Source organism: Kocuria flava (genome assembly GCF_001482365.1).
Taxonomy (GTDB): Bacteria; Actinomycetota; Actinomycetes; order Actinomycetales; family Micrococcaceae; genus Kocuria; species Kocuria flava.
The window spans coordinates 3,394,307-3,408,272 of the sequence record NZ_CP013254.1 but is presented as its reverse complement, the minus strand read 5'-3'; the positions used below and the strand labels follow the sequence as shown (position 1 = coordinate 3,408,272).

Genomic DNA, 13,966 nt, shown 5'->3' with positions numbered 1-13,966 from the left:
CAGCGGGAGCCAGGACGGTGACCAGACCATCGACGAGTCAGTCCTGCGAGGGGCGACAGATAGTTGTCGAGCCAACCGCCTCCGGCCCCCTGACAGTAAGCCCCGGGAAGCTACCCCGGGAACCTGCTGCTGCCCTGAACATAAGTCGATAGTTGTAGTAGTCCTCCCACTCCTGGAGCTTCTCGGTGAACAGCTGGGCGTCGTCGATGACCTGCCCCTCGAGCAAACGGTAGAACTCTTCCGAGTCGATGCGATGGGAGCGTTCCACCTTGCCGTTGAGCCGCGGGGTACGGGGCTTGATGTAGATGTGGCCGATGCCCTTGTCGAGGATGTGCCAGTGCAGGGCCGAGCCGAACTCCTGTCCATTGTCGGTCTGGATCCGTTCCACGGCGAAGGGCAGCTTGGCCAGGACGTAGTCAATGAACTGGATGGCGGTTTTCTGGTCATTGCGCGGATATGCACGCAGGACCCGCAGCCGGCTGCAGTCATCGATGGCGGTGTACTGGTAGTACTTCTTCGCCTTCCCAGCCTGTCCCAGAGGCTCGAGGAACTTCACGTCCACCTGTAGTTGGTGGCCGGGGCGCTGCTTCTCGTAGCGCTTCCACCGGGTCTCTGTGCGTTTGTGGCGCTGGGAGGCCGGCAGCCGGCTGATGCCGGCCTTATGCAGGATCCGCCAGACCCCGGAGACGCTGATCGTGACGTCGTGATACCGCTGCAGATACATGGAGATCTTCTCGGGGCCGAAATGGTACTGCTGGCGCAGCCAGAGGACCTTCTCCACCACTTCAGCCGGGGTGGCGGTGGGCATGTGGTGCGGGGCACTGGAGCGGTCCTCCAGCCCCTTCAACCCCTCCTCTTCGTAGCGGTGCAGCCAGGTGTAGTAGGTGGGCCGGCTGATGCCGTAGTACCGGCAGGTGGCCGCGACGTTGCCGCTGACCTCCTCTACGTGCCGGATGATGGCCAGCCGGTGGTTGGCCTGACGTTGACGTGCAAGGTCGTCTCGAGTCATGGCAATCTTCCTAGAATCGGAAGACCCGAGTGTCAACAACCTCTGTCAGTTTTAGACCTAGCCTTCCTCACGGAGCGGACGGGCCCGTCCCGATCCTGCCCCGCACCTGAGGGCGCGGGCCAGCTTTCGGGTCCCTTCGTTGCCGCTGGTGTTGCCGGCGAATGCCGTGACCAGCACGAGTACCAGCAGAGCCGCGCTCGGGACCAGCAGGGGTCACAAGATCCGCATCCAGCCCACGCCCCCACATGCCATCGCCGTGCATCAAGGCGTCATTTACTCGGTGATGGTGTGATGCCGGGGCCCCGCCGGCGAGGCGGGGCCCCCGGAGGGCGCCCAAGAGCTGCGCTTAGAGCTCCTGGAGCATGGTCTCCATTTCCTGGATCTCGGCTTCCTGATCCTCGATGACCTTTTGTGCCAGGGCCACGGCCTGCGGGTTGGTCCCGTTGGCGACCTCCTCCTTGGCCATGTCCACGGCGCCGCGGTGGTGGGCGGTCATCTGTTCCAGGTACAGCCGGGCGGCCTCGGTGCCCTGGGCGTCCTCCAGCTGTTGCATGTCCTCCTCGGTCATCATCCCGCTCATTCCCGAACCGGAGCCGTGGTCCATGCCTTCCATGCCGCCGGACTCGCTCGTGGGTTCCTGGCCCCAGGCGGTGAGCATGGCGTTCATGCGCTCGATCTCCGGGCCCTGGGCGTCGATGACCCCTTGGGCGAACTCACGCACGTCAGCCGGGATGCCGTCCTTGGCCAGCAGCATCTCACTCATCTGAACGGCCTGCTGGTGGTGGGGGATCATCATCTGGGCGAACATCACGTCGGCGTCGTTGTGCTCCTCCGAGATTTCCTGGGCGGAGGAGGAGCCAGAGGGGGCGGTCGTGCCGGTGGTCTCGGTGCTTCCGGCACCTGCCGCCGCAGACGTAGCGGCCTCGGAGGCCGCCCCGGTGTTCTCCTCGCCGTTGGTGCCGCAGCCGGCCAGGGCCAGGGCCGAGGCCAGGGCGAGGGTGATGAGGGTGGTGGAACGCTTCACAGTGTGTCCTTCTCTTCTTGTTGAGGGGTTGGGGAAAGAGTGGCTCAGGAGGTGGGGACGGTCGCGGGTTGCTCGGCGGGCCGGCGGTCCTCGGTGCTGGTGGCGGCCAGGTGGGCGGGGTCCAGGTCGAGCCGGCGCAGCAGCTGGGCGTTGAGCGCCACCACGATGGTGGAGACCGACATCAGCACCGCCCCGACCGCCGGGGACAGCACGATCCCGACCGGGGCGAGCACACCGGCGGCCAGGGGCACGGCGATGATGTTGTAGCCGGTGGCCCAGGCAAGGTTCTGGATCATCTTCCGGTAGCTGGCCCGGGACAGCTCGATCATGGACAGCACCGCGCGCGGGTCGTTGCCGGCCAGCACCACCCCGGCCGACTCCATGGCCACGTCGGTGCCGGCGCCGATGGCGATCCCGACCTCGGCCCGGGCCAGGGCCGGGGCGTCGTTGACCCCGTCACCGACCATCGCCACCGTCATCCCGCGGGACTGCAGCTCGGTGACCTTGGTGTCCTTGTCCTGCGGGAGCACCTCGGCGAAGACCTCGTCGATGCCCAGATCCGCCCCGACCGCCTCGGCGACCTGGCGGGCGTCGCCGGTGATGAGGGCGACCTTCACCCCGCGCTCCTGCAGCGCCGCCACGGCGGCGCGGGACTCGGGGCGCACCTTGTCCTCCAAAGCCAGGGCGCCGATGATCCGCCCGTCCCGGACGACGTGGAGCACACCGGCGCCGCGGTTGGTCCACTCGGCCACGGTGGCGCGTAGCGGAGCGGGCGTGTCGAGAGCCAACTCGCGCAGCATGTTCGGCCCGCCCACGACGATCTCGGCCCCGTCGACGGTGGCCTTCACACCGCGGCCGGCGGCCGCGGTGAAGCCGGTGCCGCGCAGGCCCAGCCGTTGTGCTTCGGCGCTGCGGGCGGCGGCGGTCACGATCGCCCGGGCCACGGGGTGCTCGCTGTCGGCCTCGGCGGCCGCCGCCACGGCGAGCAGCTCGGCCTTGGAGGTGCCGGGCACCGGCGTAGCACCGGTAACGGCGTGCGCGCCCTCGGTCAGCGTGCCGGTCTTGTCGAAGAGCACCACGTCGATGGTGCGCATCCGCTCCAGGGCCATCCGGTCCTTGATCAGCACCCCGGCCTTCGCGGCGCGCTCGGTGGAGATCGCGATCACCAGCGGGATGGCCAGGCCCAGGGCGTGGGGGCAGGCGATCACCAGCACCGTGACGGTACGGACCACGGCGTCGTCGGGGCTGCCCAGCAGGGTCCAGGTGATGGCGGTGAGCACGCCGGCGGCCAGGGCGAACCAGAACAGCCACGCGGCGGCCCGGTCGGCCAGGGCCTGGGCGCGGGAGGAGGAGGCCTGGGCGTCGGCGACCATCCGCTGGATCCCGGCCAGGGCCGTGTTCTCGCCCACCGCGTCGACGCGGACCCGGACCGCGTTGTCGGTGGCCACGGTCCCCGCCACCACCGTCTCCCCGGGCCCCCGGGAGACGGGCTGGGACTCGCCGGTGATCATGGACTCGTCGAACTCCGCGGCGCCGTCGACGATCTGCCCGTCGGCCGGAACCCGAGCCCCGGATCGGACCAGGACCACATCCCCGATCGCCAGCTCGGCGATCGGCACGGTGACGGTCTTGCCGTTCACGATCTTCTCGGCCTCGTCGGGCAGCAGTTCCGCCAGGGCGTCCAGGGCGGAGGAGGCCGCCCCCAGCGCCCGCATCTCCATCCAGTGCCCCAGCAGCATGATCACCACCAGCAGCGCCAGCTCCCACCAGAAGTCCAGCTCGAACCCGCCGATCCCCAGGGTGGTCACCCAGGAGGCCACGAACGCGACCGTGATGGCCATGCTGATCAGCAGCATCATCCCCGGCTGCCGGCTCTTGAGCTCGGTGAGCCCGCCCTTGAGGAACGGCATCCCGCCGTAGAAGTAGATGACCGTGCCCAGCACCGGAGCGATCCAAGCCGACCCGGGGAACTCGGGGATGTGGTAGCCCAGCAGGTGCCCGACCATGGGGCTGAACACCACCACCGGGACCGCCAGCACCAAGGAGAACCAGAACTTGTTCTTGAACATCGCCGTGGAGTGCCCGGCATGTTCGCCGTGGGTGTGGACGGTGTGGTCCTCGTCGAGGGCGGAGTGGGCGTGCCCGTGCGGCATGGCCTGCCCGTGGGTATCGGCATCGCCGTGCTGCCCGTGACCGGCGTGGCCGCTGTGGTCCATGGGTTGCACGGCGTCGGGGTCGGCGTGCGGGTGGCCGTGGTCATGATGCGGGGTGCTCATGATGCTCCTTCCGCGAAGATGGTTGGCTGGTCGGTACGGCGGTGGGGTTACTCAGGCCGCGACGACGGCGTAACCGGCCGCCTCGACCGCGGCCCGCACGGCCTCCGGGGTTGCCATACCGCTCACAGTCACAGTGGAGAGGCCACCGGCCACCAGGTCGATGCGCACATCGGTCACACCCTCCAGGGCGGTGATCTCCTCGGTGACGCTGGTCGCGCAGTGGCCGCAGGTCATGCCCTCCACCTGATACGTGGCGGACGTGCCGGCCGAGGGGGCCGCTTCGGCGGCGGGAGCCGTCTGGTCGGAGGCCGGGGCGGGGGTGCAGCAGGCGCAGCCGGTGGAAGCCATCGGCAACGGCTGACGGGTCTCGGGGGTCATCTGGAGCTCCTTCGATCGGGTCATGCGATACCGCAGGGACCCAAAGGATCCCTACCGCTCTAGGGTATATACCCCATGGGGGTATAAAGCAAGTGGGTCATCCGGTGACCTCTGCTGCCGGGTAACCCACGCGGTGACAGGTGGGCAGCTCCATGGTGAACACCGCACCCTGACCGGGTCCGGGGGAGGTGGCGGTGAGGGACCCGCCGTGGGCCTCGACCAGGGCGCGGGAGATGGTCAGGCCGATCCCGGAGCCGCCGTGGTCGCGGTCGCGGGCGGTGTCCCCGCGGTAGAAGCGTTCGAAGACGTGGGACAGGTGCTCGGCGCTGATGCCATCACCGGTGTCGGCCACGTGGATGGCGATCCGCCCGGGACCCTGCCGGGCCGCCATCAGGATCACCTTTCCGCCCAGCGGGGTGTGGCGCAGGGCGTTGGTGAGCAGGTTGCCCAGTACCTGGCCCATCCGTTGCCGGTCCACGTCCACGGTCCCGGCCGACTCGTCGACGTCGAGCTCCAGGGCTACGCCCTTGGCGGCGTAGCCCTCCCGGTGGGCCTCCACGGCACTCCGGAGGAGCTCACCGACGGGCTGCTCGGTGCGGTCCAGGTCGATCCGGCCCTCCTCGGCGCGGGAGACGTCGTTGATGTCGTCCACCAGCCGGGTCAGTCGGGCCAGTTGCTCGCTCATGAGCTCACTGGTGGTCTCATCCCAGTGGGTGACCCCGTCCTGGAGGGCCTCGCAGTAGACGGTGAGCACCGCGATGGGGGTGCGCATCTCATGGGCCAGGTCCGAGAGCATTCGCCGGCGGGTGTCCTCGGTGCTCTGCAGACGGGCGGCCATGGTGTTGAACGAGGAGGCAAGGGCCTCGACCTCCGCCCCGGCGCCCATCGCCGGGACCCGGGTGTCGTAGCGGCCGTGGGCCATGCCCTGGGCCGCCTCGGTCAATCGTTCCAACGGCCCCCGGATACGACGGGAGCACCAGGCGCTGACCAGCAGGGCGCAGACCAGGGCGGTGCCCAGGGCCACGCCCAGGGTGATGAGGTTGGTGTCGCGGTAGGCCTGCTCCACGTGCAGCAATTCCGGGGAGTTCTCGGGGTGCCCGGCCATGATCAGGTGCTCGTGGAAGATCGCCGGGCCGGCCACCGAGGCCACCACGACCGCGGCGAGCAGGCTGGCGGCCACCACCAGCAGCTGGGCGAGCAGGAACCGGGAGACCAGCCCCCGGGGGCGTCGGGTCATCGGGCCCCCATCCGGTAGCCGACCCCGCGCACCGTGTCGATATGGGCGGTCGGTTCCTCGCCCAGCTTGCGGCGCAGGTGGCCGATGTGCACGTCCACGATCCGCTCGTCGCCCACCCAGGCCGGGTCCCACACGATGTCGATGAGCTGACGACGGGAGAACGCCTGGTGTGGGCGGGCCGACAGGGCCGCCAGCAGGTCGAACTCGGTGCGGGTGAGCGCCACCGGATCCCCGCCCACCCGCACCTCGTGGGCGGTCAGGTCGATGACGAGGTCCCCGAACACCCGCGCCGGTTCGGCCGGGGCCACGGTGGTGCGGGGCCGGCGCAGCACCGCGGCCACCCGGGCGACGAGCTCGCGCACGCTGAAGGGCTTGGTGAGGTAGTCATCGGCCCCGGCGGCCAGCCCGGCCAGCTTGTCCTCCTCGTCCCCGCGGGCGGTGAGCATCAGCACGTAGCACTCCGAGAAGGCCCGCAGCCGCCGGCACACCTCGACCCCGTCCAGCCCCGGCAGCCCCAGATCCAGGACCACGACGTCCGGGTGCTCCGTGCGGGCGGTCTCGAGGGCGGCGGGGCCGGTGTGCGCCTGGGCGACGGCGTAGCCGGCGCGGGACAGGTAGGTGGCGACCATCTGCGCCAGAGGCTTTTCGTCGTCGACCACCAGCACCCGCCCGGCCGAGGACGCATCCCTGTCTGCGGAGATCACCATGATCCCAGTGTGTCCCGCCGTCCCGACGTAGAAGCCACTCGAGGGCCGGATGATCCGCAATCTTCGCCAAACCTTCAAGGAATCTGGGCTCCCGCCTGCCGGTGGCCCGCCCAGAATGGTTCTCAACCCCCGCATTTTCTGGTGACCCGAAAAGGAATCATGGACACCCTTTCCCGTAGAAGCCTGCTCGTCGCCGGATTCGGCCTGCTCGGCTCCGGCGCCCTGGCGGCTTGCTCCTCACCTGCCCCGTCCCTCCCAGCAGGGGTGGGGGCCGGGACGGCCTCCGCCGGAGCCGGTCAGCGCATCGTGGACACGGCGCTCACCGCCCGGCCGGTCACGCTCGATCTGGGCGGATCGACGGTGGCGACGTGGGCCTACGGCGACAGTCTCCCCGGTCCGCTCATCCGCGCAACCGCCGGGGACCGGCTGCGCATCCGGGTCGAGAACCGCCTGCCGGCGGACACCACCGTGCACTGGCACGGCATCGCCCTGGCCAATGGCGCCGATGGGGTGCCCGGGGTGACCCAGGATCCGATCGCCGCCGAGGCGACCTACACCTACGACTTCACCGCCCCGGACCCGGGGACCTACTTCTACCACCCGCACGTCGGGGTGCAGCTGGACCGCGGTCTGTACGCCCCGCTGATCATCGACGACCCCCGGGAACCCGGCGCCTACGACCACGAGTGGATCCTCGTCCTCGACGACTGGGTCGACGGCACCGGCCGTACCCCCGATGAGGTCCTGGCCGCCCTGACCTCCTCCCGGGACAACGGCGGGATGCCCGGGATGGACCACGGCAGCATGGGTGGTATGGAGGGCATGGACATGTCCTCCGGCTCCTCGGAGGGCATGGCTGGGATGGACCACGGGGCGATGAGCGCCGGGGACTCCCCGTACGGCGATGACGCCGGAGACGTGGCCTACCCGCACTACCTGGTCAACGGGCGAGTTCCCGCGGACCCGGAGGTGCTCACGGCGAAGCCGGGCCAGAAAGTGCGGTTGCGGATCATCAACGCCGCCGCGGACACCATCTTCACGGTCGCCCTGGGCGGGCACCGCATGACCGTCACGCACACCGACGGGTTCCCGGTGCAGCCGCAGGACACCGATGCCCTCTACCTGGGCATGGGAGAACGCTACGACGCGACCGTCACCCTGGCCGAAGGGGTCTTCCCCTTCGTGGCCGCCCCGCTGGGCAAGGACGGGCAGGCCATGGCCCTGGTGCGCACCGGGGCCGGCAATCCACCGCCGTCGTCAGTACGACCGGCGGAACTGGACAGATCCGTGCTCATCGGCGCCGACCTGACACCAGCGGACAGCGCCCGGCTGGAGGCCCGGGACCCCGACGTGTCCCTGGACCTGGCCATGACCGGGCAGATGAACCCTTACGAGTGGGGATTCAACGGGGCACCCTACGGGCAGCACGATCCTGTGCAGATCCAGGAGGGACAGCGGGTGCGGCTGACCGTGGCCAACCACACGATGATGGCCCACCCCTTGCACCTGCACGGGCACACCTTCGCGCTGCCCAACGGCCTGCGCAAGGACACCGTCCTGATCGCCCCGATGCAGTCGATGGCCATCGACGTGCAGGCGGACAACCCCGGGAACTGGCTGATCCACTGCCACAACATCTACCACGCCGAAGCCGGCATGACGACCGAACTGAGATACCGCCCATGACCACCCTCTCCCGCCGTTCCCTGCTCACCTTCGGCCTGGTCGCCGGCACCGGACTGGCCGTCACCGCCTGCTCCCCACAGTCCGGGAACTCCACCGCCCCGGCCTCCAGCACGGGCACCGCCATCACCCACGTCCACGCCATCACCCGCGATGCGGCCGGGACGATCCTGCTGGCCACCCACGAAGGCCTGTTCCGCCTGGACGACCAGGACCTGACCCAGGTCGGCCCGGTGGTGGACCTGATGGGCTTCACCACCACCGGCGAGGGGCGCTACCTCGCCTCCGGCCACCCGGGTCTGGGCGTGGACCTGCCCGAACCGGTCGGACTGATCGAGTCCACCGACGCCGGTGAGAGCTGGAGAGTGCTCTCGCGGGCCGGGGAATCGGACTTCCACGCCCTGGCCGCCGGCCCGAACGGGGTCATCGGCTTCGACGGGCAGCTGCGCATCAGCGCCGACGGCCGCAACTGGGACACCGCCGCCATCCCCTCCGCCCCCGCTTCTCTGGCGGTCGCCCCGGGTACGGGCACAGTGCTGGCCACCACCGAGGACGGCCTGCTGCGCTCCTCCGACAACGGCACGACGTGGACGACGGTGGACACCCCGCAGCTGATATCCCGGGTGGCCTGGGCCGACGACGAAACGATGGTGGGCGCCGGCATCGACGGGCGCCTGCTGACCAGCCGTGACGCCGGGGACACCTGGACAGCCAGTCGGGACCCGGTCGGCGAGGTCGTAGCCCTGGGAGCAGGTCTGACCGACGGCGGGGAGGTCGAGGCGCTGCTGGTGGAGGGCACCCGGGTGCTGCGGAGCCTGGACGGTGGAGCCACGACGGAGCAACTGCTGTGAACACGACTGTTCGAAACGACACGACCGATGAGAACCCACGGTGGAGAACATGCCATGGACCAGAGGATTAGGGGGGACACCATGAGCGACGATCCTGGACATCAGAAAGCCGCCCATGCCGCGGTGCCGGTGGAAGCCGGACGTGTCCCGCGGAAACGGCTGCCCGGCATCGACGCGGCGCGCGGGCTGGCGCTGATCGGGCTGACCGCCATCCATTTCCTGCCCGCCGAGAACGAACAGACCCACGAGGCGACGCTGAGCTGGACCCTGTTCTCCGGAGACTCCGCCGCCCTGTTCGCCCTGCTGGCAGGGGTGGGCCTGGCCTTCTCCACCGGTGGCCGACACCCCCGAACAGGCCGACGGATGACGGGAGCGCGGGTGGGCGTGGCGGTGCGGGCCCTGCTGATCTTCGCCCTCGGGGTGGCGATCAACTCCCTGATGCCCGAGGACCCACCGGCGTTCAACATCCTCACCTACTACGGCGTCTTCTTCGTGCTGACCATCCCCTTCCTGCACCTGCCCGCCCGGACGCTGTTCCTCAGCGCTGCGGGTTTCGCGGTGGCGGCCCCGGTCCTGATGCTGGAGCTGGGCGACCAGGTCCCGGAATTCTCCTCCGGCAATCCCACCGTCATCGACGTGCTCACCGACCCCGGCGCCACCCTCGCCCAATTGCTGCTCACCGGCACCTACCCGGCCCTGCCCTACCTGACCTACCTGCTGGTGGGACTGGGCATCGGACGCCTGCACCTGCACCACATCGAGATCCAAACCCGTCTGCTGGCGATCGGGGCGGGCCTGGCGGTCACAGCCCAGCTGGCCTCTTGGTTGGTGCTCTACATCTTCGGCGGCTACCACCAGCTCACCCACGCCGCGTCCTTGGACGAGGAGACCCTGGACGGGATCCTGATCTGGGGCCCCGACGACGCGCTGCCCGCGGGCTCCTGGTGGTGGCTGGCCATCACCACCCCGCACACCAACATGCCCCTGGCCATCGCCTGGAGTCTGGGGGTGAGCCTGGCCGTGCTCGGGGCGTTCCTGCTGCTGGCCCGCAAGGTCGGTCCGTGGCTGCTGCCCCTGTCGGCGATGGGGGCGATGACCCTGACCCTCTATTCCACCCAGCTGGTGCTGCTCTCCTTCGAGCTGCACTACGACCAGCCCGAACTGTGGTTCCTCGCCTATCTGGTGGCGGCCGCCGTCTTCGCGATGGCCTGGCAGCGCGCCGCCGGGCAGGGACCTCTGGAACGTGTGGTGGCCATGGCCTCTCGCGCGGCTGGACGAGCGGTGGTCGGCGCCTCGGCGGATCCCGGTCGTCGCTGAGCCGGAGCTAGCCCAGGGCGGGACGCCGGTCCTGGCCACCGGGGTCTCCGTGCAGGCCCGGTAGTGAGATGGGCACCTGCGGCGGCCCCCTGTTCCCGGGGATCGGAGACAGGCACGCCGGGACGCCCCTGCGGCGGGCCCACCCCAGCAAGTTGTTACTGTGCTCCGGCACCGTGCGGTTGACCATCACGTCCGTGATCTCCTGCTGGCCCCCCCACCGGATGCGACTGCTTCTGCCGGGTAGTCTCCTCTCCAGGACGAACAACCAGCCGTTGCCCCGGAACGGCGCAGGACCGACGATGGAGCGCACCATGCAGATGGGACTGGTAGGGCTGGGCAAGATGGGCGGGAACATGCGCGCACGTCTGCGCCTGGCCGGTCACACCGTGATCGGGTTCGACACTGATCCTGAGCTCTCCGATGCCGAGAGCCTCGCGGACATGGTGGAGCGGCTCGACACCGGTCCCCGGGTCGTGTGGGTCATGGTGCCGGACCGGGTCGTCGACGCCGTGGTCGCCGAGCTGGCCGGACTGCTGGGGACCGGCGACGTGATCATCGACGGCGGTAACTCGAAGTGGACCCATGACGGCCCGCGGGCGCAGATGCTGGCGCGGGCGGGCATCGAGTACCTCGACTGTGGGGTCTCCGGGGGCGTCTGGGGCATCACCCAGGGCTACGCGCTGATGGTCGGAGGTGAGGAAGGAACCGTGGTCAAGGTCCGGCCGATCTTCGACTCCCTCAAGCCGGCGGGTGAGTTCGGCTTCGTGCACGCCGGCGGGCACGGGGCCGGGCACTTCGCCAAGATGGTGCACAACGGCATCGAGTACGCGATCATGGAAGCCTACGCCGAGGGCTGGGAGCTGCTGGAGGCCGCCGGCCACGTGAGCTCGGTGCGGGAGACTTTCAATTCCTGGCGCGAGGGCTCGGTGATCAAGTCGTGGCTGCTGGACCTGGCGGTGAACGCCCTGAACGAGGACGAGCACCTGGAGCGGCTCGCCGGCTACGCCGAGGACTCCGGGGAGGGCCGGTGGACGGTCGAGGCCGCCCTCGATCTGGCGGTGCCGGTGCCGAACATCGCCAACGCCCTGTTCGCCCGTTTTGTCTCCCGGCAGGACGAGTCCCCGGCGATGCGGATGATCGCGGCGATGCGCAACCAGTTCGGCGGCCACGCGGTCAAGGACGTGGCCGCCGGACCCGAGCACGTCGCGTCCCGCCCCGGCGAGGAACCGGCCCACCCGGCTGAGCAGTAGCTTCAGGCACCGACCGGGCCGATCGGCCCCACCACCGGCTTCCCTGGATGGCCGCTCGGAGCGACAGCATCACGGGCCGGGGGGCTGTGTCGGCGCAAGGTGATGGGCCAGCACGATGTGGTCACCGCCTGCTTCCTGGCCCACGTCACCGGACAGACCCTAGCTCAGTTGCACGGGCTGCACCACGTTATGCAGCTCGATCGAGGGCATCCGCCGGTACCCAAGGAAAAGCGTCGAGGACGGGCTCCCCAGGGACGGAGAGGATCAGTGGGCAACTGCCCATGCTGTCCACCCCGACCACCGCCCGGTCATCACCGCCCCGACGGTGCCGTGATCCGGTGGCCGCCCACCCCGGCATGTTGTAGCTCTTGGGGCGATCGTCACCGCGATGTCAGCCGGTGTGGCGAGTGGGATCGCGGTCGGCGCCCACAGCGCGGAGGACACCCAAGGCGTCGTCGCCGCCGCAGTCCATCGGGTGAGCCGCGCTGGGAACGGTGATCGTGTGGCGTCGAGGGCGCTGGTCACGGTCCCGGGGAGATTCACCCGGGACCGTGACCGGCCACACCGTGGACGCCGAACGCCAGCCAGGATCCCTCACCGCCTCTGAGCACCCGGGGGCGACCATCGGAGACGGCCATGGGGCGGCGCCGGGCTCTACAGGCGGGCCTGGTGCCTGGGTTTGACGACCAGGACGGGGCAATGGGCGTGGTGGACGACCTGGTTGGAGATGGAGCCCAGCAGCAGGCCGGTGAAGCCTCCGTAGCCGTGGGCGCCCACGACCAGCAGATCGGCCTCGTGGGAGGCCTCCAGCAGCACGGCGGCCGGGTGCCCCTGGACCACCTCGCCGGTGATGTCCACGTCCTCGACGCGCACGGCCCGGAGCGCGTCGTCCTGGAGGCGCTGGGCCCTGGACCGGTACGTGTCCGGATCCCGGTCCAGGTCGTCGTTGTATCCGACCACCACGGCCGGGTGCTGCCAGGCGGTCACCACGTGCACCGTCCCGTGTCGCAACCGGGCCTCGGTGGCGGCCCACTCCAGAGCCCTCCGCGATTCGGGGGAGCCGTCCACCCCGACCACGATGCGGAAGGCCTCTGCGGCGGTCACGACCGTGGCCCTTCAAAAGCGTGGGCCGTGGTCTGGGCTCCGACAGGGCGCTGGGCGGGCGTCAGGAACTCGGCGCGCACTCCCAGGGCGGCGTCGGTGCGGCGGATGGATTCGGCCCCGTCACGCACGGTGCCGGTCAGGGCGCGGATCGCGTCGATGTTCTCCGGGATGACCACCGCCTGGTTGTCGACGGTGTAGGTGTAGAACAGTTCGGTGCCGTGGACGGTGAGGATATCGGCCCACACGGCGACCTCGTACATGTCCCCGCGGGGCCGGCCCAGATCCCGCATCAGCTCGATGGTGCTGTTGAGCGCCACGATCCCATCGGCCCGGCGAACCAGGGCGATCCGGGGCATGGCCTCCAAGGCGTCGAGGATTTCCTCCTGGGCGGCGGGCCGGGTGAGTTCGACGGTCCAGTAGTGCAGGTGGTTCTGGGTGTGCGAGCCTTTCGCGGCCATGGTGACGACGTCGAGATCCGGGACGACGGTCTGGGCGTCCGGTCCCTGATGGCTGGGGATGGCCGCTTCGGGCACGACGGTGTTCATGATCCCGGAGTGATCGGACTCCCAGGGGTCGGTGGCCCGGCGGATGAGCACCCCGCGCGCCTTGGCCAGCAGCCCCGCGTCCTTCAGCGCCGTGAGGGTCCGGACGGTGGCGGTGGTGTTGCAGGAGACCACCCGGGTGGTGTCCCGGCCCAGGGCCGTGGCGTAGTTGGCGTGGGCGACGAAGGAGTGGCCGGTGAGGGCGTGCTTCTCCCCGCCCTGGAAGATGGCCTTGACCCCGTGGGCCCGGTAGTGCTCGAGGTTGCTCGCCCCGATCTTGGCCGGGGTGCAGTCCACGATCACGTCCACGGCGTCGAGGAGCTGGTGCAGTTCCCCCGCCAGGGTGATGCCTGCTGAGCGCATCGCCGCGGCCCCTTCGGTGGTGGAGGCGTAGACGGGGATGCCGCGGCAGACGGCGGTGGTGAGCCGGTAGTCGGAGATCACGTCACTGACCCCGACCAGTTCCATGTCCTGTTGGGCGGTGACCGCATCGGCCACGCGTTTGCCGATGACCCCGTAGCCGTTGACGCCCACTCGTATGGTCTGGTCCATGATCGTTCCTTTCAGGGAAGGGATTGCTGGTGGTCG

At 69.7% G+C, this 13,966-nt stretch carries 12 protein-coding genes; 4 read left to right on the top strand and 8 right to left on the bottom strand.

Annotated elements, in window-relative coordinates; translation table 11 throughout:
• Window positions 1-37: 37 nt before the first annotated feature.
• From AS188_RS15180 to AS188_RS15155, 6 genes are all read right to left on the bottom strand, one after another.
• Window positions 38-1,009, bottom strand: a complete 972-nt coding sequence (locus tag AS188_RS15180; protein WP_211268305.1) for an IS481 family transposase — start codon at window positions 1,007-1,009, stop codon at window positions 38-40.
• Window positions 1,010-1,355: 346 nt separating this feature from the next.
• Entirely contained in the window at window positions 1,356-2,033 is a 678-nt protein-coding gene (locus tag AS188_RS15175) for a DUF305 domain-containing protein (protein WP_058859543.1), read from the bottom strand.
• A 44-nt stretch (window positions 2,034-2,077) separates the two neighbouring features.
• Window positions 2,078-4,309: a copper-translocating P-type ATPase gene (locus AS188_RS15170; protein WP_058859542.1), complete on the bottom strand. Its 2,232-nt coding sequence runs from the start codon at window positions 4,307-4,309 to the stop codon at window positions 2,078-2,080.
• A gap of 51 nt (window positions 4,310-4,360) precedes the next feature.
• Complete coding sequence (locus AS188_RS15165) at window positions 4,361-4,687, bottom strand: heavy-metal-associated domain-containing protein (protein WP_058859541.1); 327 nt, start codon at window positions 4,685-4,687, stop codon at window positions 4,361-4,363.
• A 97-nt stretch (window positions 4,688-4,784) separates the two neighbouring features.
• Window positions 4,785-5,924 carry a HAMP domain-containing sensor histidine kinase gene (locus AS188_RS15160; RefSeq protein ID WP_058859540.1) on the bottom strand — a complete coding sequence of 380 codons (1,140 nt, stop codon included), beginning with the start codon at window positions 5,922-5,924 and terminating at the stop codon, window positions 4,785-4,787.
• Window positions 5,921-6,631 carry a response regulator transcription factor gene (locus AS188_RS15155; protein WP_058859539.1) on the bottom strand — a complete coding sequence of 237 codons (711 nt, stop codon included), beginning with the start codon at window positions 6,629-6,631 and terminating at the stop codon, window positions 5,921-5,923. Before AS188_RS15155 ends, AS188_RS15160 begins: the two co-directional genes overlap by 4 nt.
• A 159-nt stretch (window positions 6,632-6,790) precedes the next feature.
• Between AS188_RS15155 and AS188_RS15150 the strand changes: the two genes are divergently transcribed.
• From AS188_RS15150 to gnd, 4 genes are all read left to right on the top strand, one after another.
• Window positions 6,791-8,317 carry a multicopper oxidase family protein gene (locus tag AS188_RS15150; protein WP_058859538.1) on the top strand — a complete coding sequence of 509 codons (1,527 nt, stop codon included), beginning with the start codon at window positions 6,791-6,793 and terminating at the stop codon, window positions 8,315-8,317.
• A complete protein-coding gene (locus tag AS188_RS15145) occupies window positions 8,314-9,165 on the top strand; it encodes a F510_1955 family glycosylhydrolase (protein ID WP_058859537.1) in 852 nt (283 codons plus the stop codon). Before AS188_RS15150 ends, AS188_RS15145 begins: the two co-directional genes overlap by 4 nt.
• A gap of 81 nt (window positions 9,166-9,246) precedes the next feature.
• Complete coding sequence (locus AS188_RS15140; protein ID WP_058859536.1) at window positions 9,247-10,482, top strand: heparan-alpha-glucosaminide N-acetyltransferase domain-containing protein; 1,236 nt, start codon at window positions 9,247-9,249, stop codon at window positions 10,480-10,482.
• A 299-nt stretch (window positions 10,483-10,781) separates the two neighbouring features.
• Window positions 10,782-11,732 (top strand): phosphogluconate dehydrogenase (NAD(+)-dependent, decarboxylating), encoded by a 951-nt coding sequence (gnd, locus tag AS188_RS15135; RefSeq protein WP_236945008.1) that lies wholly within the window; start codon window positions 10,782-10,784, stop codon window positions 11,730-11,732.
• Window positions 11,733-12,386: 654 nt separating this feature from the next.
• On the opposite strand, the gene AS188_RS15130 is transcribed toward gnd, so the two are convergent.
• Both AS188_RS15130 and AS188_RS15125 read right to left on the bottom strand, forming a co-directional pair.
• Window positions 12,387-12,836, bottom strand: coding sequence for a universal stress protein (locus tag AS188_RS15130; protein ID WP_058859535.1), 450 nt, complete (start codon window positions 12,834-12,836; stop codon window positions 12,387-12,389).
• Window positions 12,833-13,930 (bottom strand): type II glyceraldehyde-3-phosphate dehydrogenase, encoded by a 1,098-nt coding sequence (locus AS188_RS15125; protein ID WP_058859534.1) that lies wholly within the window; start codon window positions 13,928-13,930, stop codon window positions 12,833-12,835. Before AS188_RS15125 ends, AS188_RS15130 begins: the two co-directional genes overlap by 4 nt.
• Window positions 13,931-13,966: the final 36 nt, after the last annotated feature.